We start from the raw sequence: 22,319 nt of genomic DNA, 5'->3' as shown, positions 1-22,319 counted from the left end.
TAACTAGCTCCTTTCGTATTGCAGCTCTGATTTGGTTTGTTTTTCCAGTAACCATTCTAACCAAATTAACCTACGTATTTACGAGTAGGAGCTAGTTTCGTTCATGATAACTCGGCGCAAGCGCCTGCAGGGTCTCCCAATGCCCCGTACTCCCGCAGGAGTCTTCGTGCCTTCCGCGCAAATCAACAGGTATTATTAATAAGTTAAGAATTTCAACCAATAATTATTAAAAATAAGTGGTGAATTCAATGTTTAAGCCCATCGGGTATCTCTTTGGTATTCGTTCCGAAAGGCAATTAGAAAAGGAAATTAAAATGAACATTGCCTATCGATGGTTCTTAGGTTTAAAATTTCAGGATCCGGTTCCCCATCACTCTACGAAACGGAAATCAACAGGCCCCCTAGCAGGGGCAATTTTAAAAAAAAACGCCATTCAATTTCCATTAAAATAAAAAATTGCCGAGAAATATACCCTTTCTCGACAATCTGAAGTCCGCTTTCCCAGCGGACTTTTTTTGCTATTCTTTTTTTAGCGCACTTTCTAACAGATCTTCCGAAAACTCCGTCAAAGCCGCGTTATCCATTCTATCTAAGTTAAGATTAGGTGCCATATTTTTTACTATTTCGTTCATTCCTTGAAAATTCATTTTAGGTGTTATATTCTTAAGCGCATTGGTAACGGGAAGTGCAATATCCTTGCGGTTTCCCCTAGTAAGGCCTATAACTGCGGCACCCAAGCCCAATCCGATAAGTGAAGCCCACAGCGTCCCATTGCTCCTGCGTTTTGGCAAAAACATACGGAGAAAAGGGAGATTACGAAGCATATTCATGTGATCCACTCCTTTCGCATAATTGGAAAGTACATGGTACCCTTCCATTTGCTTAATTTGCTCATTTTTCCTGCAAATATGATATGGAAAGAGTACATGGTTTGTAAGTTTATGGGAAACCCACCTGTTTATATAATGCTTTTACGTCCCAATAAAGGCACTAATAAAAAAAATCCGCTAAAAGTGAACGTATCTCCGCTTGCTAACATAAGATGCAAAAAAAGAATGAGGATGGTGTCTATGGGCGGCTTATCTTATATTGACTTTTTGGCCAAATTTGGCATTGGCGGAGCCCATCCCGGTGGTATTACTTTGACCAAATATATTTTGTCACAAGAAAATATAACGAATACTAGCAAAATTTTGGATGCAGGCTGTGGCACTGGGCAAACTGCTGCATACTTGTATGAGCAATTTGGAGCTAGGGTTACGGGATTGGAAATCAATTCAATCATGATTGAAAAGGCAAAAAACCGTTTTCAAAAGTATCAACTTCCGATCCAATTAATTCAAGGCTCCGTAGAAAATATCCCAATCGAAGATAATTCGTTTGATTTTATTTTGTCTGAGTCGGTTTTGGCATTTGTGAACAAACCAATGGCACTCAAAGAATTTTACCGTGTTTTGAAAAAAGGCGGCCGTTTGATTGCAAACGAAATGACTATCAATACCAAGCTAAGTGCACAAGAAGAGTTGGAAATAACCAAATTCTATAATATTGATTCTTTACTTTTAGAATTTGATTGGAGAAATCTGCTTGCAGCAACAGGATTCACTAATATTGAACTGAATACAGCGCAGGTTGACCTTGTAAATGGCAACACGGAACAGGAATTTAATTTTTCAGTTAATTTTGAACCAGAGTTATTTGGAATATTAAATCAACATGGAAACATGCTGGTCAAATACCATGATATTCTGAGCCACCGAATCATAACCTGTACAAAATAGCTATTTAAAAAGCCTTCTTTCCGATACTGGAAAAAGGCTTTTTTATTGAGGTTTTACTTTAAAAACACAGGAAATATGGGTATATTATAAAAATCTCGTTGAAAACTAAATGCGAGAAAGGATGGATGGTAGTATGGATCAAACCTTGGGGTACTTAAAAGAAATATTGTCAAATTATACAGATGATCACACGATGGGAAAACAATTATTCCAAAAACTGTCCGAAGGCAGCTACCAGTCGGAGGGGGCGTTTGTCCGTGATTTGGATGGGAACGAAATGGAGTTCCTGAATAAAATCCTTCCCGAAGAGATTCGGCATGCTCAACAGGAACAAGACGAAAAACGGGCATATCAATTAAATGAAGTTTATGAACTTCTCATTTGAGCAATAAAAGATGGCCGGAAAATCCGCCATCTTTTTTAGGAAATCAACATTTTCTATAAATTATTTCCGCGGCAAGCGCAGAGTGCGACAAATGACGAGTAAAATTAACAGAGTTTTCCAACAATAAATGACACAATAATTGCAAATATTACAAAAAACCTATTGCGTTTTGATGAAATTTTCAGAATACTACAATTCCCTATTCCAGCGATATTCCTCAAAAAACATTTTTACACTTAATGGATATCCCTTTTCTTAAATCTCCCCCCGCGAACTTCAGCAATATCCGCTACTGCCAAAAAGGCATTTTGGTCATATTCGGTAACAATTTCCTTCAATTTCGCCTCCTCAAGGCGATTGATGACACAAAAAATCACTTTTTTATCATCCCCGGAGAAAGCACCTTCCCCATGCAGATACGTTACTCCACGTCCAAGGCGGTTCATGATGGCATCCCCAACTTCCATCGCATAATCGCTAATAATCCAAACCGACTTTGACTCATCTAGACCGGTAATGGTGATATCAATGGTTTTATAGGCGACAAAATAAGCAATCAATGAGTACATAGCCCGGTCCCAAGAGAAAACAAAACCGGCACTCCCTAAGATAAAAAGGTTAAAAAACATGATTATTTCGCCAACTGAAAACGGGAGCTTTTTATTAAAAAGAATCGCCAGTATTTCCGTTCCGTCCAACGAACCCCCATAGCGTATAACAATCCCGACCCCAATGCCGAGGACAACTCCGCCAAAAATGGTGGCCAAAAGGATATCTTGTGTAAAGGCCGGAACCGGATGAAGTAAAGTAGTAGTGATGGAAAGAACAATAATTCCATAAAGCGTGGATAATGCAAAGGTTTTTCCTATTTGTTTATAGCCAATAAAGAAAAATGGGATGTTTAAAATGAATAGAAAAATTCCAAGGTTCCATCCGGTGAGATACGAAAGGATAATCGATATACCGGTTATTCCTCCGTCAATAACCTTATTTGGTACGAGGAAGATTTCAAGACCTACTCCCATAAGAGTGGCCCCAAACGTAATTAAAAGAATCCGCTGAAAAATCTTTTTCTTTGTCAATTTTCGGTGTTGAATCTTTGCCATGGCTGCTGCAACGGTTTCCGCTTGTTCATTAAGGTTCATTTTCTGAACTTCTGCCATTATCTTGCCCCTTTCATTTTGGCCTTCTACATATAGAATAACGAAAAATGCCCTCTACTGTATATTATTTTTGCTCCATTTCATAAAAAAACTGCCTGAGTAAGGCAGTTTCAGCTGGGGTCGACCTCATCGTATGAAAGGGTGACGACGCGTGTATACTCATGATTGGCTATATCAGCATCTGTGGCACTTTGCTCTAGTTCCTCCTGGTCATCCATTCCCGGTGCAAGTGTTGGTTCGGTTTTCTTTTTGTCATTTTTCTTATACATAACGAACAACTCCTTTCCACACTATTTTCTCATCTCCATTAGGTTTATATGCAGGCAATTCATTCTAAAGCATACAAAAAGAAGCTGCCTCTATTTTAGAAGCAGCTCCTTAATAATTTAACATCTTAGGAGACCCAACCATGACACCAGCCAAAGTGATTTCATTAAACATCTCCGATTAGTCATCTTGCAAACTAATTAGGAATCCTGAAATTTTAGCCGATGTGTGTTTGTTCCGTTGAAGGTATTAATTCACATGTTAAATGGAATTCAAATTCCTAAAAAGAAACATATTGATCGGTTTAGTACCGAGGGAAACTCTTTATTCCGTCATTTTTTACGGTCTCTTGGCAATAAAAGCTTTGAATTAAGAAAATGTTACTTTCTATCAATTGATAGTCCGCACCATGTAAATGCTTTCCAGTTACTATATTAGGTTTTTCACTAATACAGTCCTTTTTAATTGACTCTTTGATTCCATTGAGTGTCATTAAAAAGGTTGGTTAAGGATTTACTCTTGTTTCAAAGTTTTCATCGCTCCACCTTGAAAATGAGTAGGAATAACCTAACTATTCGTTCACAAACGGAACGAACACGTATGGTTGAGCCTCCTAAGATGTTAATAGCTATATTTTCTTTACAGTTTTATTATAGCACTGAAAATTGAGAATAAACGGAATACTTTTGTCATATTTGTGAACTTTTAAGAAAAAAACCTTCCTAGTTAAAGGAAGACTTACCAATCAATCCATTATCGGATTGTCAAAATTATCTTTTTCTTTAATTTGATACTGTTCAATTTTGGCGTTAATCCGCCACCTGTTTTCATTAAACTTTCCGTTGTACGGCAGTGTGACCGTACTGCCATTAGCTAATTCAAATTTGTATTGGTAATAGCTGGTGGTGCCTTGCTGATTCCGATAGATGACATTAACAGTCTCAATTTTTTCCCATTTATATTCTGCTTCCTGAAAGCTGATTAATTGATTGTAATGGATCCCCTTGTCATCTACGTAGTAATAATTGGTTAAGCTTAATAAAAATACAGGAATACTGAGGACAGCAAAAACGCCAATAACCAATTTCAATTTCAACTTGGCGCCTTCCCATTTCTGTCTTAAAATCAGATAAACGGTCAACAGAGCTGCAATATAAAGCATTCCGCCCATAAAGGCAACATATGCCGAAAATGGAGTGGCAAAGAACCATTGCGAGCGGGAATAATATACCAAACTCTGATAGGCTGCCACGACGATAAATGGAACAAAGAAGCTGCTTATGTACAAAATAATGGTATAAGCCACGAGTTTTACTGAATCCTCCTCGCTGGCTTCCATTCTCTTTAACGCAAACAAAAAATATAACCCCCTGTATCATTTATCTCCATAGCCCTTTTATTTCACCAGAAATTAACAGAATTTTCCTTTAATAATTCAAATTTCCGAAACATAAAAACCACCCTTAAAAGATTGGTCTTATTACTTATTTGCTTCCGGGTGCCGGATGGTCCACGCCTTTAACATGGTGTCTATGCCCGTCATTCTCCGTAGTATAAAAGTCATAGTAATGAACATGCATGCCGTTTCCTACAGGAATGGCAGGTCCTGAGTAGGCACGGTAATGGTGGGTGTGCCCATCCTCGAATAAAACATACCCTTCTGTATAGTGAATATGCCCGCCATCCTGGGTTGAAATTGGCGGCGAAGTGACATCCAGACACTGATGAACATGTCCATCGCTCATGCCAGTATAATCAACCGACCCATGATTATGATGAGGTACAAAGCCTGGGACGAAATCATCTTTACCAATTTTACTCATTTTAACCACCTCGTAATCCGTCTTTATTTCAACTATATGCTTCCAAGGAGAAACTTTTCCCTTCAATTGGGAAAAATTTCAGCAACTTCAAGTCAGTTGCTTTACATACATAAAAACTTTATAGACATACTATTTATGTCACATCATTTTTCGAAAGAAGGTAAAATCAAATGACAGTTGGATCACAAGTTAAACAAACCATTGCAGGGTTAAAAGCAGCACAGGCCAGTTTTGAAACGTTTGCTCTTCAGACGGAAAACAAAAACGCAAAACAGCTTTATCAAAATGCAGCGCAACAAACACAAACAATAATTGACAGCATTGAACCTCGGATGCAAGAAATTATTGGAGAAGAACCACAATACAATCAGTAACAAATACGGTTGGCAGGCCTGCCAACCCTCTTTCCATTTCTAAAAAGGAGGGGCAAATGTGACAGTTGCGTCCAATGTTAAACAATGTCTGGCCACGATAAAAAATATCGAAGCACAGCTCTCCAGCCTGGCACTGAATTCCCTTGAAAAGGAAGCACAATCTGCGTTTCATGATGCAATGTTATCCATCGGAAATATCAAAAAGGATCTTCAGTATCGCGTTTTAGAGCTTGAGCGTATGGAACCGCAATACAAGGGCTCATAACCTGAGGTGAAATCATATGGATGGATTTATCGAAGTCTTCTATCGTTCCATTATTTTTCTAATTGTCTTATTTCTTACAACCAAACTAATTGGGAAAAAGCAAATTTCACAGCTTTCCTTCTTTGAGTATGTCTCCGGTATTACCATTGGGAGCATTGCCGGTGAGGCGATTACCGGGTTGGAAAAAAATTATCTCCAAGGGGCAGGGGCGATTATTCTTTTCGGAATCGTTACCATCCTGGTTGACGTTTTATCTTTAAAAAGCAAGTATTTCCGTGATGCGATTGAAGGAAAAGGAACCGTCATCATTAAAGACGGGAAAATATTGGAGGATAATTTAAAAAAGGAACGCTACACGATTGACGAATTATCGGCATTACTAAGACAAAAAAACATCTTTAAAGTAACGGACGTTGAATTCGCGCTATTGGAACCACGCGGTAATATAACCGCCTTATTGAAAAAAGAAAACCGGCCGCTAACCCCAAAGGATTTGGAAATGAAGATGCCAAATGAAAAGGAACCGCAGACCGTCATAATGGACGGAAATATTATTGAAGAGGGGTTGCGGGCATCGGGTAAAGGTCGTGGATGGCTTTACACCGAATTGGAAAAGTTAGGAGCCATCATTGACAATGTATTCATAGGCCAGGTCGATTCTTATGGTGAACTGACTATTGACCTATACGATGATAAAATTCAGGTTCCTGCCCCTCAGCAACGGCCGCTTTTGCTGGCAACCCTGAAGAAAACCCAGGCAGATCTTGAGATTTTTGCTCTCTCCACCGAATGCGAGAAATCCAAAGCCATGTATAAGAAAAATGCGGACCTTTTACAGGACACAATTGAAAACCTTTCCCCTTACCTAAATGGCTGACAATCTTGGCAAAAAAAAATCCTTACCAACTGATAAGGATTTTTTATTTTTGATATTATTATGCACTCGCTTTTTTGCCGCTTAGCATCGGTTTTTTATTCGTAAAATAACTATGCAGCACCATTCCGCCCATGACCAATAGGATGCCAGCCCATGATATTAGGTCCGGCAACTCTGTATGTAAAAGCCATACTTCTCCCAACAGTGCGAACAAGACTTCCATCGATTGCGTCGCTTCCACCGCGGCCAACTTTTGCATATTGCCACGGACAAGGTCGGTAGCCTGAAAAAACAAGATCGTTGCGATGACACCGGAGGAAATGGCCACTAATCCAGATTGAAATGTCTGTTCAACGCTTGGCAAACCATCCGATAGCAGGCCATATAAAGATACCAAGATCCATAATGGCATGCTGGCCAATGTCATACCCAGCACCCTTTGAAAAACATCCAGCCGTCCCCTGCAAAGATCCATCATTTTCCGATTCCCTAGTGGGTAGGCAAAAGAAGCAATCACAACAGGTGCAATGCCAAGTATTATTGCCATCGTTGAAAGATTACCCGCTTGCCGCAACTGCATAAGGATAATCCCGAAAAGAATAATTAAGGACATGCCCAATCCTTTATAGGGAATTTTTCCTCTTACCGAAATCGACCCTGATTTCGTCATGACCGTTTCGTAAAAGAGCGGCGCCAAAAGTGAACCAGAAATAATCGTAACCTGCCAGGTAGCAGCAATCAGCCAGCCCGGTGCATAGGCCGCTGAAAAACAAAGAGGCGCATAAAATAGGCCAAATCCAACGAAACTCCATAGCACCCACTGTCCTGGATAATTCTTCATCTCAACCAATAGTGATTTCAGGTTTCTCCTCGCTATTACGATGATCAGCAAAAAAGGAATCATAAAAATATATCGCAATGACGCACTCCAAATCCAGCTTCCGCCAGCCAAATCCATAGAGCGGTTTAATATAAAAGTAAATGCAAAAAAGAACGCCGCAAAGATGCCTAAAATAATTGGCCGCATGAATAGGTCCCCTTTTTTCCTCTTATTGAACATTTTTCGATACCCAAAATTATAACAGATTTCTGAATTGTTTGTTAATAAAAATTGATGCATATAGAAAGTTTCGGGAATATATTGCGTCAAAGATTTTCGTTTCGTTTTCGAAAAATATATTAATAACTAAGCTAAAAAAAATAACCCCAAGCCTGGGATTATTTTTTTGCTTATTATTTCGGACTTGGCCGATGAAACAGCCCCATCACTTCAATTGTTTCGGTAATATTGACAAATGCGGCCGGATCCACTTCGGTGATGAGATTCTTGACCTCATTCAATTCGTATCTAGATATAACCGTAATAAGGATATTTCGATTCATGTTTGAATAGCCGCCGACACCATCCATAATCGTCAACCCCCGATACAAATTTGTCAGTAAATGCTCTCTCATCTCTTGCCCTTTCTCTGTAATAATCATGATCGTTAATTTGGCATGGTCCGTATAAATCGCATCCACCACTTTACCAGTTACGAAAATGGAAACCAGCGTATAAAGGGCTGAATCCCAATTAAATAAAAACCCGCTAATGACAATCACCACAGCATTCATTCCGGAAAGCAGCACCCCAATTGGAAAATCCTTCTTTCTGGAAACAATCATTCCAATAATATCGAAGCCGCCGGTGGAGCCGGAGCAGCGAAAAACAATGCCAACCCCCAAACCGGTTAATGCTCCGCCAAATATTGAAGACAAAATCATATCATTGGCAATTGGAATAACAGGAACGATATATAAACCAAACGAAATTATTATGACTGAAACGATCGAATTCATAATAAATTTTTTTCCAAGAATTTTATAACCAATAATCAGTAACGGGAAATTTAGTAAAAAATTAGCCAATCCTGTATTAATCGGGGTAATCATTCCGATTAACATCGAAATCCCGCTCAAACCGCTGCTTAAAACTTCATGCGGAATAAGAAATAGGTTAAACCCAATCACAACAATGAGGGAGCCGATTATTAAACCCAAAAACTGCAACTCTGTCTCCTCCTGCCCACCTGTAAATCATTCTTTTAAAAATAATACAGATTCTCATGAATGATGTAAATTAGATAGTTTATTACAATAATAATTAATTATCTGCAAATTTTTCCATTGACTTTCGCAAGATAACATTTATACTTTAGTAATGTATTAACTAAATAACATAATCCTCATCAAACCGATGAGGTAGAGGTCGCGGTTTTTATGAGTAAGGCGGACGAGATGCAGAGGAATTGATGACTCCGTTTGAAAGGAAAAATTGCCGAAACGTGCTTATGTCTCTGAAAAAGCATGTTGGGGCTGTATCCGAATAGGAACAGAACTGTCATGTTTGGCCTTACCAGCCAACCATGTTGAGCTATCTTTCGGAAGGTATGATGCGGGGTATTAATCATGCCATCGAATACTTTTCGGTGGCATTTTTTATTCCAAACTCCTTCCTAAAAATTTCAAAGGAGTCCAAAACGATGCAAACATCAAGTGTATTAAAAGATGACGTTTATACTGAAAATCTCCCACCTCAGCAAGGTGATAATGAATTAAAACGCAGCTTAAAAACCCGCCATTTAACGATGATTTCTCTGGGCGGTACAATTGGAACAGGACTATTTCTTGCGACCGGAGGCGCGATTCATACCGCGGGACCAGGTGGAGCAATTCTATCTTATCTTATAATTGGTATCATGGTCTATTTCTTAATGCAAGGCTTAGCGGAAATGGGCGCCTATATGCCAGTTGCCGGCAGTTTTAGTACGTATGCGACAAAATTTGTCGACCCTTCCCTCGGATTTGCCCTAGGATGGAATTACTGGTACAACTGGGCAATTACAATCGCTGCCGAGCTTGCTGCCGTAACAATGATTATGAAGTTTTGGTTTCCTGACTCCCCTTCCTATATGTGGAGCGGTATCTTTTTAGTCATTATGTTTTTGCTAAATTATCTTTCGGTAAAAGGATTCGGGGAAGCGGAATATTGGTTCTCGTTAATTAAGGTAATCACTGTCATTGTCTTTATTGTTGCCGGCACCTTAATGATTTTCGGGATTATGGGCGATGAAGCAGTCGGCTTTAAAAACTTTACAATTGGTGACGCGCCATTCCACGGCGGCTTTATAACAATGCTGGGAATCTTTATGGCAGCGGGCTTCTCATTCCAGGGAACTGAGCTTCTAGGTATCGCTGCCGGTGAAACGGAAGATCCAAAAAAAGCAATCCCACGAGCTGTTAAGACTGTATTTTGGCGAATCCTGTTGTTCTATGTGCTAGCGATTTTAGTCATCGGCTTACTTATTCCATATACAAATGAAAGCTTGGCCAATGGAGACGTATCGGTCAGCCCATTCACACTTGTATTCCAAAAAGCAGGTATTGCCTTTGCGGCATCGGTTATGAACGCTGTAATCCTGACAGCAGTATTGTCAGCAGGAAATTCAGGAATGTATGCATCGACCCGAATGCTTTGGGATTTGGCCCGTCAAGGAAAGGCACCAAAGTTTCTTGGCAAATTAAATAAACGGGGCGTTCCGGTTAATGCTCTAATTGCGACCACATTAGTCGGTACGCTCGCCTTTTTAGCTTCATTCTTTGGTGATGGCACAGTGTATATATGGCTGCTAAATGCATCCGGCATGTCGGGCTTTATCGCATGGCTCGGAATCGCGGTTTGCCATTATCGCTTCCGCAGGGCTTATGTGGCCCAAGGCAAGGATTTAAATAAATTGCCTTATAGGTCAAAACTATTCCCATTCGGCCCTGTATTTGCGTTTGCAGTCTGTGCATTTGTGGTATTGGGGCAAAACTACTCAGCATTTATGGGTGACCATATCGATTGGAACGGCGCTTTGGTATCCTATATTGGCTTACCATTATTCCTTTTCGTTTGGTTTGGATATAAGTTCACAAAGAAAACAAAGCTGATCCCTTTAAAAGAATGCGACTTAAATAATTAAACATCATGACCGCACGCCAATCCGGCGTGCTATTTTTTTGAAAAAAAAGAAGCATTTCCACTTTTAGGGATTATGCTTCATAACTTGACCGATACTTCTGTACCATCTTTTAATTTTGTTTCAACGAGAGTGAGGCCTTTGTACTTTGCAAGACTCTTAAGCAATGGTTTCAAATCGCTTCGTTCAATCTGAGGAACAGTGAATTTAGGACCATCTTTTTCTATAGCTTTATTAATATAATGATTTATTCTTTTGGATGTAATAAGGATGCTAATTAAATTCAAGATTACAAAGGGAACCGGTATATGAAATCGCCTTTCTTTTAGCTTAACTTTTACATTTAACATAGCTTACTCAATCACTACATAGACTTTATCACCGTTCGCCGAAGTAATGTCGACAATTTGCCCGTCTAGTTCGTTTTCAATCGCTTCAATCAACAAATCTACATTGATATCCTTCACGTACTTTTCGGCTTGAGGAATTCTTTCCGCGATGCTAGAACCTACCTTTAATACCGCCTTGACCAAATTAATCGGTAAGTTGACATTGACGTTGTCCCCTTCATGTGAGGTAACACGGATTTTTAACATTTTGTTTCCGTATGAAGTTTCTTCTTTGGTTAATTGGACTGCCGGCTCTCCTTTTCCTTGCAGCACATTTATTAATTCTGTTGCCTTTTCCTTGTCAATCTTGCCCTCCTCTACCATTGTCAACACCCGTGAAATTTCATCCTTCATTTACGCTTCCCCCTCTTTTAATAGTGTGATGGCCTCCTCAGCCGTGATTTCGCCTTTTTCCAGCATGGAGACTATTTTTTTCTTATCTACTTCCTGTTTTTTTGCTAGTGAGTAACCTAAAGCGGTAATAATATCATCCAGTTTTCCTCTAACGGTTGGGTAAGATATACCTAGTTCTTTCTCAACCTCTTTGATGCTGCCACGGCATTTGAGGAAAACCTCAATAAAATGCAGCTGTTCTTGGCCAAGGGCGGCAAACTTGGATAATTCAAATTCATTCTCCACGGTCGTATGACAATGCTTGCACTGAAGTTTGGTAATTTTAAGTTGCTTGCTGCAAACGGGACAATTTGTGAGTAATGGATATGCCATTTTGATCTCCTTTCCTAATCTTAACCATATCATACAACATCTCCACCTAAAATCAAAGTAATAATTAATATTTTTGATAAAATTTAATGGATAAATTAATTTTATCAAAAGAATAATTAATTTTATCGATGTTGAAACGAAAAAAACAGACTCAATGGATGAGTCTGTTTTCTTCCTGTTATTAAAATTCTGCATTTCCTGGGGTTCTTGGGAATGGAATGACGTCTCTGATATTGGTCATTCCAGTCAAGTACATGATTAGGCGTTCAAAGCCAAGGCCATAGCCTGAATGCTTGGTTCCACCGTATTTCCTTAGTTCCAGGTACCACCAATAATCCTCTTCGTTCATGCCAAGTTCTTTGATTTTGCCGGCAAGGACGTCTTCACGCTCCTCACGCTGGCTTCCGCCGATTAATTCTCCAATTCCCGGAACAAGCAAGTCCGTTGCGGCCACTGTTTTGTTGTCCTCATTCAAGCGCATATAAAAAGCTTTGATTTCTTTAGGATAGTCAGTTACGAACACTGGCTTTTTGAATACCTTTTCGCACAAATAGCGTTCGTGCTCCGTTTGCAGGTCAAGACCCCACTCAACTGGATATCCAAAGTCTTCTCCTGACTCTTTAAGCAGGTTAATCGCCTCTGTATAGGTAACCCGGCCAAAATCTGCTGTACGGGCATTGTTCAAGCGGTCCAATAAGCCCTTTTCAACAAAGCTGTTAAAGAAATTCATTTCTTCTGGTGCCTGCTCCAACACATAATCGATTACATATTTCACCATGTCTTCAGCCAAATCCATGATATCAGGCAGCTCGCCAAAGGCTATTTCCGGTTCAATCATCCAGAATTCCGCTGCATGTCTTGCTGTATTAGAGTTTTCCGCCCTGAAAGTTGGCCCAAATGTATAAACATTTCGGAATGCAAGCGCAAAAGACTCGGCTGAAAGCTGGCCGCTAACGGTCAAATTCGTTTCCCTGCCAAAGAAGTCCTGTGAATCGTCGGTTTTACCTTCTTCATTTTTCGGAAGATTTTTTAAATCAAGTGTTGTTACTCTAAACATTTCCCCCGCGCCTTCGGTATCGCTACCGGTAATAATCGGAGAATGGACATAGACAAAACCTTTGTCCTGGAAAAACTTATGAATCGCGTAGGAAGCAATTGATCTGACACGGAAAACAGCAGCAAATGTGTTGGTTCTCGGTCTTAAATGGGCAATTGTCCGCAGGTATTCAAACGTGTGGCGCTTCTTTTGCAGCGGATAGTCAACATTTGATGTGCCTTCGATGACAATATTGGTTGCTTTAATTTCAAAAGGCTGCTTCGCATTTGGCGTATGGATAAAGTCGCCTTCCACTTTAATGGATGAGCTGATTGGCAACTTGGCTATGTCCTTGTAATTTTCTAATTGATCTTCAAAAACTATCTGGACACTTTTGAAGAAGCTGCCGTCATTTAATTCAATAAAGCCAAACGTCTTTGAATCCCGTATGGTGCGGATCCAACCGGAAACTTGAACTTTTTGATCAACAAAGCTTTCGGTGTTTCTGTATAAATCCTTAATTAGGGTCACTTTCAACTGAGTTACCTCCTATTTATGTACGTAATTCCACAACAGGCCACTGGCTGCGGTCAATAAAAAACCTTCCCTCCCAAGTGGGACGAAAGGTAATTTCCCCTGTTGTTACCGTAAGTGTTTATCCCTTCCATATTATATAAAAATCAGCACAAATAAGCAATATTCAACAAATCGCCTGATCCTGAATCCTATAACATGGTTCTGATAATTAAATATTGTTAAATGTTAACAAAAGATTCATACTTTCGACAGCAGAAATTGATAATCTTCTGTAAAATTTTTATTGAAACAAAATATTAATAGGATGGTGCACTATGTTAAATAAACAAAGAAAAGTGCCAAAGGAATTATTAAAGATGAGGTCACTAAACGCACGAATGGTACTATCAGAACTAGATTTGTGGAATTATTTAAATGCAGAAAAAGGATTTGCTGGTGAATTGAAGTTCGACGAACATACTCGCAAACTACAGAGCAACTGTATTATCATCAATGGATTGCTGTTAAAAATCAACAATAAATACTTTCAGATAGACACAGTACTTATTTTTCAGAAAAAAATCTATCTAATTGACGTAAAAAATTATGAGGGAGAATATATTTACGAGCATAAAAAACTTAAAACAAAAGCTGGAAAAGAAATTGATGATCCCCTGTTGCAGTTACAGCGCTGTGAATCCTTATTTCGTCAAATACTTCAACAATATAGATTGAATTTTCATATTGAATCATATTTGGTGTATATCAACCCCGAGTTTACCTTATATCAAGCTCCCCTAAACGATTCTGTCATTCTTCCAACAAAATTTAACCACTTCATGAAAAAGCTGAACACAGAATTTTCCTATCTTAATGGAGCTCACGAGCAACTTGCAGATTTGCTAATGTCTCTTGATTTGGGAAATTATCCATTTACACAATTCCCTACATATACCCAAACCGACCTAAAAAAGGGCATCATTTGTTTTTTATGTCATAAACTTTCAACATTTTTGAAAGGCGACAAAATAGTATGTACAAATTGTGGGGTCGAAGAACATATTGATTCGGCAGTCCTGAGGAGTATTAAGGAGTTAATTTTACTTTTTCCGGAGCAGAAAATTACTACAATCGCAGTTTTTGATTGGTGCGGCATGGTTGGCTCTAAAAAAATGATCCACAGAATATTAATGAAAAATTATACAGCTGTTGGAAGGAAAAGACATACCTATTATGTTTGATATTCGGGCCGATTTATGTAAGTTAGCATATCTCACGGGAAGGCTTAAAACATGTTATTAATGCCGACTTGACTGTTAACTCATTTTTTTAGACTATCCTGAGTTTTGAATATATCTTAACGACCGTGAGCTTGTTTTACCTTTCCTTTGGTCGTTTGAACCTCCCTTATCGACCGTGTGCCTGGTTTTTCTTTCTCTTAAGTCGTTTTGAACCTGCCTTATCGACCGTGAGCACCGTTTTTCTTTCTCTTCGGTCGTTTTGAACCTGCCTTATCGACCGTGTGCCTGGTTTTTCGTTCTCTTAAGTCGTTTTGAACCTGCCTTATCAACCGCGTGCCTGGTTTTTCCTCCTCCTCGGTCGATTTGAACCCGCCTTATCGACCGTGTGCCTAGTTTTTCTTTCTCTTCGGTCGTTTTGAACCTGCCTTATCGACCGCGTGCCTGGTTTTTCCTTCTCCACGGTCGATTTGAACCCGCCTTATCGACCGTGAGCCTAGTTTTTCTTTCTCCTCGGTCGATTTAAACCTGCCTTATCGACCGCGTGCCTGGTTTTTCCTTCTCCACGGTCGATTTGAACCCGCCTTATCGACCGTGTGCCTAGTTTTTCTTCCTCTTCGGTCGTTTTGAACCTGCCTTATCGACCGTGAACACCGTTTTTCTTCCTCCTCGATCGATTTAAACCTGCCTTATCGACCGCGTGCCTGGTTTTTCCTTCTCCACGGTCGATTTGAACCCGCCTTATCGACCGTGTGCCTGGTTTTTCCTTCTCCACGGTCGATTTGAACCCGCCTTATCGACCGTGTGCCTAGTTTTTCTTTCTCCTCGGTCGATTTGAACCCGCCTTATCGACCGTGTGCCTAGTTTTTCTTTCTCTTTGGTCGTTTTGGATCTGCCTTATCGACCGCGAGCACCGTTTTTCTTCCTCCTTGGTCGATTTGAACCTGCCCTATCAACCGTGCGCACCGTTTTTCTTCCCCCTCGGTCGATTTGAACCTGCCTTATCGACGATAACCCCTCATTAGTTTTTTATTGATTAAGAGAACATTCAATAAATAAACTTAACGACAGTATTTTCTGAAATTTCCTGAAAAATGGCAGGATATCCAAGATTGTCGTCGAATTGGAATAGTAATGTTCGATTCTTGATAGATGAGGAGTGTTGGTAATGGATAAAATCACTTGTATTTCCTATCTTCTGTACCATTCATCGAAGAATCAAGACATCAGAGAAAAAGCAATTCAATTGTTAAACGGCGATCTTTCAATTCGCGATTTAAAAAGAAATGTTTCAATTCAAGCCCAACTGGTTGTTGCGGAGTCACTATTACGAAAAAATAATCTTGATAAAAATTTGGTCCAACAGTTTGCTGAGGAGTTTATGAACGTAGAAGTGTAAAGGCTTCCTGACAAAGGAAGCTTTTTTTTGACAAAATCCCCCTCTACATATAATCACAGTGCCATGTTATAATATTAAAACCTAACATTTTCCAAAAGCGGTGTTTTTTGACTTTGGATCAATTAGGACAGCAGTCCTCCCCCTCAAAAATCCAAGGATATTATTCACTCTCTTGTTTCCAGCTTTTTGAACATACATCTATGCAGTCTCCTTTACGTATCATCCTTACCATTCATTACAAAAAGAATTTGTCATCAAAATTGGTTAAAGCGAATACTGTGAAATGTTGTGTAATTTTACTCAGAAAGAAAGGTGATCACTTATGGTACAGGTAGAAGTGGCTATTACATTTGAAGGATTAAATTATTTAACAAATGTGATTACGGACAGAAATACATCTGATGAGGAAATTCTTCGGCTTGCCTTAGAACAAGTCCAAAAACAATGGCAAAAATAAAATAAATGAAACTCGCCAATTGGCGAGTTTCATTTATTTTGCCACTTCAAATGTACTGTCTGGTACGTTTAACATTAACGGGCTCAATCCGTCCGTTGCAAACATATGAAGTTCGTGCATGGCTCGGGTACATACGGTATAAAACAGCTTGCGCTCACTTTCAGTGCGGTATTGCGAGCTGTCATAAAGGATTACTGCATCGAACTCAATTCCCTTGGCAAGATAGGATGGAATCACAAGAATCCCCTTCTCGTAGGAAACAGTCCCTTTTTCGATCAAATGGAGCGAAACCTCGTGCTTCAATGCTTCAAATGCAAGCCTGCTTTCGGCTTCGGTCCGACAAATTACCGCGATTGTGCGGTAGCCTTGCTGTTGGAGCTCGTTAATTTTATTGATTATTCGTCGATCCAAGGTATTCCTTTCTGCAAACATCACAGTCGGTTTTGCACCTGAGCGGTTAAACGGCTCAATCACCCCGCCGCCAGGCACCAATTCTTTCGTAAATTTCACAATCTCCTTAGTGGATCGATAGGTTTTTGTCAGAACGAAGGTATCAACATCCTTTTCTTCAGTGGTCGATTCGGTTAACACCGTACCGGCGCCGGTTGCCCCTGAATAAATCGCCTGATTGAAGTCACCGAGCAGCGTCATTTTGCTATAAGGAAATAATCTTTGGATGAACGCAAATTGCAGCGGTGTATAATCTTGGGCCTCATCAATAAAAATATGGCGAATCGCGGTATTGGATTTCCGACCTTCGATCAAATCCTGCAGGTATACATACGGCGTAGCATCTTCGTAAGGAATCACCATTTCATTTATTTTTTCCTTTGTTTGCCGCGAGATTTTCTCCCATTCAGAAGGCAAGCTACTTTTCAGCTCCCCCGTTGTTTCAAGCAATGTCAAATAGATTTCCGGCATATCAATAAACTTTAAACCCTTGACTGCAGCAAACAATGGCTTAAATCTTTCCTTGACAACCATTTGAGCAAGGAGCTGCTGCTCCCGTTCATAATCATCAAATGTATTCTCGGAAAAGCGACTCTTTTGCTGGAGTTTTTTGAAGGCTTCCATATAATCCTCTTTCTCCAGATATTGAATTTCCTCTTCGACCCAACTCCGCGACCGTTCTCGTTTAACCCATTTCTTCAATTCTTTCAAAAGCCACTCCTGAACAAGCTGAATTCGATTTGGCATCGAAATGTTTTTATCCAGGGCATAAAAATAATCGTGAATTTCCCGATTGGAAATTAATACATTCCCTCTAAATCTTAAATTCTTAAAGAGTAAACCGGAATTAGATAGGGCGGCAGCGAAGTCATCTATGACTTTTTTAAAATCAAGACTTGCCTTAAAACGGATACCAGTAACTCTTGTATCGTACTCACCATCTCTCGGCGCGCTTAATAAATATTCTATTTGCGCAAATGGGTCCTCAACTTCAAATTCCCGCGCCAATCTGTGATTCAAGTATTCCTGGAATGTGGACTGCCGCATATTTTCCTCACCGAGTTCAGGGAGTACAGTGGCGACATAGCTGTTGAACAAAGGGTTGGGAGAAAAAAGCATAATATTTTCCGAATTCAATGTACCGCGGTAGCGATATAATAAATAGGCCACCCGTTGCAGCGCCGCGGACGTTTTTCCACTTCCGGCCACCCCTTGAACAATCAGCAGCTTGCTTCGTTCATTGCGAATAATCGCATTCTGCTCGCGCTGGATGGTCGCCACAATACTTTTCATTTGGGTACTTGCATTATTCCCCAACACTTCCTGGAGCATTTCATCCCCGATTGTAACCCCGGTATCGAACATGCCTTTAATCTCTGACGCCCGGATGATAAATTGGCGTTTGAGCTCCATTTCCCCTTTTATCGTGCCTTCAAGTGTTTCATAATGCGCAGGCCCCGGGGAGTAATCATAGTAAAGGCTGGAAATGGGAGCACGCCAGTCATAAATCAGAAAATTTTCATCATGCTCATCCATGAAAGAGGCGATTCCAAGGTAGACTTTGTCCGTTGCTTTTTCCCCTTCCTCAAAAAAATCAATTCGACCAAAATAAGGTGAATTTTTCAATTTTTCCAGGGTCTTGAGTTGCTGGTCGTGCTGTCGGTGCGTCCGTTCCCGTTCTGAAAGGAACTCTGCTTGCTGCTTGATGCTTGCATAAGTTTCAATAATGTCATCGGGTTCATCTAAATTGACAGTTACATCCTCCCAGAAGGATTTTCGTATCTCAAGGACATCTGCGCCAACCTTTCCGGCATTGCGTGTTAGTTTTTCTAATTTCTTTTCAATCTCGGCTACAACCGAATTCACTCGCTCCTGTTCCAATTGCCAGTCCTTGGTTTGCAAATCGCTCATCCAACCACTCCCGAGAAAAATATTGGCCTTACCTGTTGACAATCGCACCTTTAATGTGTTAATGTTATTATAGGGATATTTTAAGCGACATTAACAAAAATTACAGATGGTGCCAACTGTCATTCTATCATGGTCCATCGATAAATTCAAGTTCATTCTTTTCTAAAAACTAAACGCCTATGGGCGTTTTTTTTATTGCCTCCCTCCTCCCTCCTCCACCACAAGTACATTGGTCCCTATAACTGCCAATTGTAGTATTTGAAAAAATAAAAAAATAAATTATTAAAATCGATTGACAACATGCCTGCCAGCATAATATAATTTATCTCGAAGTAAGTTATTTCAAATTCAAGATAAACTAATTCAAACTAAAAGGGAGAGATTTTAAAATGGCAAAAACAAAATGGGTATTGGATCCTGCACACAGCAGCGTAGATTTTTCTGTTCGTCACATGATGATTGCAAACGTAAAAGGTACATTCAACAACTTTAGTGCTGAAATTGAAGCAGATCCTGCTGATTTGACAACAGCAAACATTGAATTTTCTGTTGAAACCGCAAGCGTGGATACACGCAATAAAGATCGTGACGGTCACCTTGTTTCTGCAGACTTCTTTGATGTCGAGAACCATCCTGCAATGACTTTCAAATCTACCAGCATCGAAAAAACAGACGATGGCGAGTACAACGTAACTGGTGATTTAACCCTTCGCGGTGTAACTAAGCAAGAAACATTCGCGGTGACTTTCGAAGGTCAAGGAAAAGACCCATGGGGAAATGAAAAGGCTGGCTTTAGCGCAACTGGCACTCTTAATCGTTCCGATTATGGCTTAGTTTGGAATGCTGCTCTTGAAACTGGCGGCGTATTGGTTGGCGACAAAGTAAAAGTCAACCTGCAAATCCAAGCGGCTAAAGCTTAATTTCCTATACCAAATTTAAAACATGCGAAAGAGGGTGTCATCGTTGACACCCTCTTTTCTTTTATGGCTGAATTTCCACTCTCGTTCCATTCGGCACTATGTTGGAAAGCTGGAGTACATCCCGGTTGTACATTCGAATACAACCATGGGAAACGGCTTTGCCGATTGAACTAGGGTCGTTCGTACCATGAATGCCATAGCCTTGCTTCGAGAGCGAAAGCCATAATACACCAAAAGGACCACCGGGATTATACTGGCGGTTGACAATAACAAATTCACCGGCTGGGGAGCTTGTGACTATTTTGCCGACTGCGATCGGGAAAATTTTTACCAGTTTACCATTGTGATAAAGTGACAACCTTCGCTTCCCTACAGAAACTTCAATCCTGTATGGAATGGTGTTTGGGTCAGGAAGCCCAGGAATTTGGATTTTTTGTCCTGCATATAACATATGTCCACCGCCGGGGTTTGCCGCCTGAAGGCGCTGAATACTAACCCGATAATCCGTTGAAATTGAATAAAGGGTTTCTCCAGCCTTAACTGTGTGAATCATGGAGGGACCCCTCCTTTTTCATTAGATTATGCCCGGACAAGCCAAGCGTTGCCTGTGTTAACCCAATTCAAACAGCGGAGACAGGTCCTGTCTTACAAAATTAGTATAAAAATAATCATTACTGGCAGCATCATAAAAATAATCCTTCTTCCATTCATCGATGTTTTGAATAATCTTTTTAATTGCCTCTACAAATGTGAGGATTTCTTTATTTGTCATGATGGGATGAACAGAGAAACGGACCCAGCCGGGTTTTGCCGACAAATCACCATGATTAATTTTATCGGTTATTTTCTTGGAGGCGGTTTTATCAATATTAAATAAATAGTGTCCATACGTCCCGGCACAGGAACACCCTCCTCTGACCTGAATGCCAAATCGGTCGTTCAGCAAACGGACGATCAGATTGTAATGGATGTTCTCCACGAAAAAGGAGACAATTCCCAAGCGGTCCTTCCTATCCCCCTCTAAAATGTGAACACCAGGTATTTCTTCCATCTTTGAGAGTAATAGTTTCAGCTGTTCTTTTTCTCTTTTTAAAATATTTTCAATTCCCATTTGCTCCTTTAAATTAATGCATAATGCCGTTCGTATCGCTTGAAGAATTCCCGGGGTACCTCCATCCTCGCGAAGTTCAATATCCTTATAATACTGGTGCCCGCCCCATGGATTTGTCCAAGTAACAGTTCCCCCTCCGGGATGGTCCGGAATTCGATTTTTATACAATCGGGAATCAAAAATAAGAACGCCGCTCGTACCCGGTCCTCCTAAGAATTTGTGAGGAGAAAAAAAGACAGCATCCAGTTTTTCTAACGGGTCTTTTGGATGCATATCAATTTTTACATATGGTGCCGACGCCGCAAAATCAATAAAACACAGACCGCCATGCTGGTGCATGATCTTGGCCAATTGATGATACGGCGTCTGGATTCCAGTCACATTGGAACAGGCTGTAAAGGAACCGATTTTTAACGGCCTATTTTTATATTTTTGCAGTAGCTGTTTCAAATGTTTCAAGTCGATACCGCCATCTTTGGCAGGATTGACGGTTACCACTTCCGCGATTGTTTCAAGCCACGATGTTTGATTGGAATGGTGCTCCATATGCGAAAGAAACACAACAGGTCTTTCTTTTTGGGGTGGTTTTACCCGTTCTTTCCAGTGTTCGGGTATCCGTAAGCCAAGGATTCTTTGAAATTTATTGATAACCGAGGTCATCCCAAAGCCATCGAGAATAATTACATCTCGGGGACCTGCATGAACATGGTCTTTGATGATCTTTTTCGATTGGTTATACATTCCGGTCATCATTAAACTGGTAATATTTGATTCGGTATGGGTATTGGCCATATATGGCCCGAACACCTCGGAGATCTTTTGTTCAATTGGCCGATAAAGACGGCCGCTGGCGGTCCAATCGGCATAAATAATCTTCTTTTTACCGTATGGAGATTCGAATTCCTGATTTATGCCAATTACTTGACTGCTATACTCTTGAAAATAGTTTTCCAGGTTATCCGGAATTCGATATGTCTTGTTTCCTAATCTTGCGGTGATCATGTTTGCCACCTCTCTTGCAGTTTCTTTGCTACATAATATATGCCAAATACATTTTTGAAGGGAACTGTTGCCCTAAACAAAAAAAGAGGCATTCCTCTAAAATGATATGCTCCCTATAAGGTAGACAGATGAAATAATAAAAATCTGTTTACTTTATTAGGGGGCTTTTTCTATGGCAAAAAGAGTTTACTCAGCACAGGAAAAACATGAGTTAATTGTGGCGTTTGA

The 22,319-nt window shown here is 40.1% G+C and carries 24 protein-coding genes, 1 pseudogene and 1 riboswitch; of the genes and pseudogenes, 12 read left to right on the top strand and 13 right to left on the bottom strand.

Annotated elements, in window-relative coordinates:
- Positions 1 to 260: 260 nt before the first annotated feature.
- Positions 261 to 380: pseudogene (locus M3234_RS28180) on the top strand (transposase); the annotation flags it as partial.
- Positions 381 to 518: 138 nt separating this feature from the next.
- Here M3234_RS28180 and M3234_RS28175 read toward each other — a convergent pair.
- Positions 519 to 830 (bottom strand): hypothetical protein, encoded by a 312-nt coding sequence (locus M3234_RS28175; RefSeq protein ID WP_262307846.1) that lies wholly within the window; start codon positions 828 to 830, stop codon positions 519 to 521.
- A gap of 240 nt (positions 831 to 1,070) precedes the next feature.
- On the opposite strand from M3234_RS28175, the gene M3234_RS28170 reads away from it, so the two are divergent.
- Together M3234_RS28170 and M3234_RS28165 are read left to right on the top strand one after the other, a co-directional pair.
- Positions 1,071 to 1,781, top strand: a complete 711-nt coding sequence (locus M3234_RS28170) for a class I SAM-dependent methyltransferase (protein ID WP_262307845.1) — start codon at positions 1,071 to 1,073, stop codon at positions 1,779 to 1,781.
- A 133-nt stretch (positions 1,782 to 1,914) separates the two neighbouring features.
- On the top strand, positions 1,915 to 2,166 hold the full coding sequence (locus tag M3234_RS28165) for a sigma-G-dependent sporulation-specific acid-soluble spore protein CsgA (protein WP_262307844.1): 252 nt from the start codon (positions 1,915 to 1,917) through the stop codon (positions 2,164 to 2,166).
- Positions 2,167 to 2,402: 236 nt separating this feature from the next.
- Here M3234_RS28165 and M3234_RS28160 read toward each other — a convergent pair whose 3' ends face one another.
- The 4 genes from M3234_RS28160 to M3234_RS28145 form a co-directional block, all read right to left on the bottom strand.
- Complete coding sequence (locus M3234_RS28160) at positions 2,403 to 3,272, bottom strand: YitT family protein (protein ID WP_396954004.1); 870 nt, start codon at positions 3,270 to 3,272, stop codon at positions 2,403 to 2,405.
- A gap of 167 nt (positions 3,273 to 3,439) precedes the next feature.
- Positions 3,440 to 3,598 carry a hypothetical protein gene (locus M3234_RS28155; RefSeq protein WP_262307842.1) on the bottom strand — a complete coding sequence of 53 codons (159 nt, stop codon included), beginning with the start codon at positions 3,596 to 3,598 and terminating at the stop codon, positions 3,440 to 3,442.
- A gap of 743 nt (positions 3,599 to 4,341) precedes the next feature.
- Positions 4,342 to 4,953, bottom strand: coding sequence for a hypothetical protein (locus M3234_RS28150; RefSeq protein ID WP_262307841.1), 612 nt, complete (start codon positions 4,951 to 4,953; stop codon positions 4,342 to 4,344).
- 127 nt (positions 4,954 to 5,080) lie between these two features.
- Positions 5,081 to 5,419 (bottom strand): YmaF family protein, encoded by a 339-nt coding sequence (locus M3234_RS28145; protein ID WP_262307840.1) that lies wholly within the window; start codon positions 5,417 to 5,419, stop codon positions 5,081 to 5,083.
- Between the two features lie 170 nt (positions 5,420 to 5,589).
- On the opposite strand from M3234_RS28145, the gene M3234_RS28140 reads away from it, so the two are divergent.
- From M3234_RS28140 to M3234_RS28130, 3 genes are read left to right on the top strand one after another with little or no spacing between them, the layout of a single operon-like run.
- Entirely contained in the window at positions 5,590 to 5,793 is a 204-nt protein-coding gene (locus M3234_RS28140) for a DUF1657 domain-containing protein (protein ID WP_066313673.1), read from the top strand.
- A gap of 58 nt (positions 5,794 to 5,851) precedes the next feature.
- Complete coding sequence (locus tag M3234_RS28135; protein WP_262307839.1) at positions 5,852 to 6,058, top strand: DUF1657 domain-containing protein; 207 nt, start codon at positions 5,852 to 5,854, stop codon at positions 6,056 to 6,058.
- A 16-nt stretch (positions 6,059 to 6,074) separates the two neighbouring features.
- Positions 6,075 to 6,935 carry a DUF421 domain-containing protein gene (locus M3234_RS28130; protein WP_262307838.1) on the top strand — a complete coding sequence of 287 codons (861 nt, stop codon included), beginning with the start codon at positions 6,075 to 6,077 and terminating at the stop codon, positions 6,933 to 6,935.
- 58 nt (positions 6,936 to 6,993) lie between these two features.
- Here M3234_RS28130 and M3234_RS28125 read toward each other — a convergent pair whose 3' ends face one another.
- Positions 6,994 to 7,962: a DMT family transporter gene (locus M3234_RS28125; protein WP_262307837.1), complete on the bottom strand. Its 969-nt coding sequence runs from the start codon at positions 7,960 to 7,962 to the stop codon at positions 6,994 to 6,996.
- Between the two features lie 109 nt (positions 7,963 to 8,071).
- On the opposite strand from M3234_RS28125, the gene M3234_RS29815 reads away from it, so the two are divergent.
- Positions 8,072 to 8,125, top strand: coding sequence for a YvbH-like oligomerization domain-containing protein (locus M3234_RS29815; protein ID WP_396954003.1), 54 nt, complete (start codon positions 8,072 to 8,074; stop codon positions 8,123 to 8,125).
- Between the two features lie 43 nt (positions 8,126 to 8,168).
- On the opposite strand, the gene M3234_RS28120 is transcribed toward M3234_RS29815, so the two are convergent.
- Positions 8,169 to 8,984, bottom strand: coding sequence for a YitT family protein (locus M3234_RS28120; protein WP_262307836.1), 816 nt, complete (start codon positions 8,982 to 8,984; stop codon positions 8,169 to 8,171).
- Positions 8,985 to 9,169: 185 nt separating this feature from the next.
- Positions 9,170 to 9,359: riboswitch (Lysine riboswitch) on the top strand.
- 98 nt (positions 9,360 to 9,457) lie between these two features.
- Here M3234_RS28120 and M3234_RS28115 point away from each other — a divergent pair.
- Positions 9,458 to 10,939 carry an amino acid permease gene (locus tag M3234_RS28115; protein WP_262307835.1) on the top strand — a complete coding sequence of 494 codons (1,482 nt, stop codon included), beginning with the start codon at positions 9,458 to 9,460 and terminating at the stop codon, positions 10,937 to 10,939.
- 350 nt (positions 10,940 to 11,289) lie between these two features.
- On the opposite strand, the gene M3234_RS28110 is transcribed toward M3234_RS28115, so the two are convergent.
- From M3234_RS28110 to asnS, 3 genes are all read right to left on the bottom strand, one after another.
- Complete coding sequence (locus tag M3234_RS28110; protein WP_262307834.1) at positions 11,290 to 11,679, bottom strand: SHOCT-like domain-containing protein; 390 nt, start codon at positions 11,677 to 11,679, stop codon at positions 11,290 to 11,292.
- Positions 11,680 to 12,051, bottom strand: coding sequence for a DUF2089 domain-containing protein (locus M3234_RS28105; RefSeq protein WP_262307833.1), 372 nt, complete (start codon positions 12,049 to 12,051; stop codon positions 11,680 to 11,682).
- A 181-nt stretch (positions 12,052 to 12,232) separates the two neighbouring features.
- Positions 12,233 to 13,624 carry an asparagine--tRNA ligase gene (gene asnS / locus M3234_RS28100; RefSeq protein ID WP_262307832.1) on the bottom strand — a complete coding sequence of 464 codons (1,392 nt, stop codon included), beginning with the start codon at positions 13,622 to 13,624 and terminating at the stop codon, positions 12,233 to 12,235.
- 314 nt (positions 13,625 to 13,938) lie between these two features.
- Between asnS and M3234_RS28095 the strand changes: the two genes are divergently transcribed.
- The 3 genes from M3234_RS28095 to M3234_RS28085 all read left to right on the top strand — a co-directional run bounded on the left by M3234_RS28095 (position 13,939) and on the right by M3234_RS28085 (position 16,697).
- Positions 13,939 to 14,844 carry an NERD domain-containing protein gene (locus M3234_RS28095; protein ID WP_262307831.1) on the top strand — a complete coding sequence of 302 codons (906 nt, stop codon included), beginning with the start codon at positions 13,939 to 13,941 and terminating at the stop codon, positions 14,842 to 14,844.
- Between the two features lie 1,165 nt (positions 14,845 to 16,009).
- Positions 16,010 to 16,240 (top strand): hypothetical protein, encoded by a 231-nt coding sequence (locus M3234_RS28090; protein ID WP_262307830.1) that lies wholly within the window; start codon positions 16,010 to 16,012, stop codon positions 16,238 to 16,240.
- Positions 16,241 to 16,562: 322 nt separating this feature from the next.
- Positions 16,563 to 16,697, top strand: a complete 135-nt coding sequence (locus M3234_RS28085; RefSeq protein ID WP_262307829.1) for a BA3454 family stress response protein — start codon at positions 16,563 to 16,565, stop codon at positions 16,695 to 16,697.
- Positions 16,698 to 16,730: 33 nt separating this feature from the next.
- Here the strand turns inward: M3234_RS28085 and helD are convergent, their stop codons facing one another.
- Positions 16,731 to 19,058 (bottom strand): RNA polymerase recycling motor HelD, encoded by a 2,328-nt coding sequence (gene helD / locus M3234_RS28080; protein ID WP_262307828.1) that lies wholly within the window; start codon positions 19,056 to 19,058, stop codon positions 16,731 to 16,733.
- A gap of 389 nt (positions 19,059 to 19,447) precedes the next feature.
- Between helD and M3234_RS28075 the strand changes: the two genes are divergently transcribed.
- Complete coding sequence (locus tag M3234_RS28075; protein ID WP_262307827.1) at positions 19,448 to 19,978, top strand: YceI family protein; 531 nt, start codon at positions 19,448 to 19,450, stop codon at positions 19,976 to 19,978.
- A 61-nt stretch (positions 19,979 to 20,039) separates the two neighbouring features.
- Here the strand turns inward: M3234_RS28075 and M3234_RS28070 are convergent, their stop codons facing one another.
- Positions 20,040 to 20,531 (bottom strand): L,D-transpeptidase family protein, encoded by a 492-nt coding sequence (locus tag M3234_RS28070; RefSeq protein WP_262307826.1) that lies wholly within the window; start codon positions 20,529 to 20,531, stop codon positions 20,040 to 20,042.
- 57 nt (positions 20,532 to 20,588) lie between these two features.
- Positions 20,589 to 22,091, bottom strand: coding sequence for an aminotransferase class V-fold PLP-dependent enzyme (locus M3234_RS28065; protein WP_262307825.1), 1,503 nt, complete (start codon positions 22,089 to 22,091; stop codon positions 20,589 to 20,591).
- Between the last annotated feature and the right edge of the window lie 228 nt (positions 22,092 to 22,319).

This window comes from Neobacillus niacini (genome assembly GCF_023715785.1).
Taxonomy (GTDB): Bacteria; Bacillota; Bacilli; order Bacillales; family Cytobacillaceae; genus Neobacillus; species Neobacillus niacini_E.
This window is presented reverse-complemented; position numbering and strand designations above follow the sequence as displayed.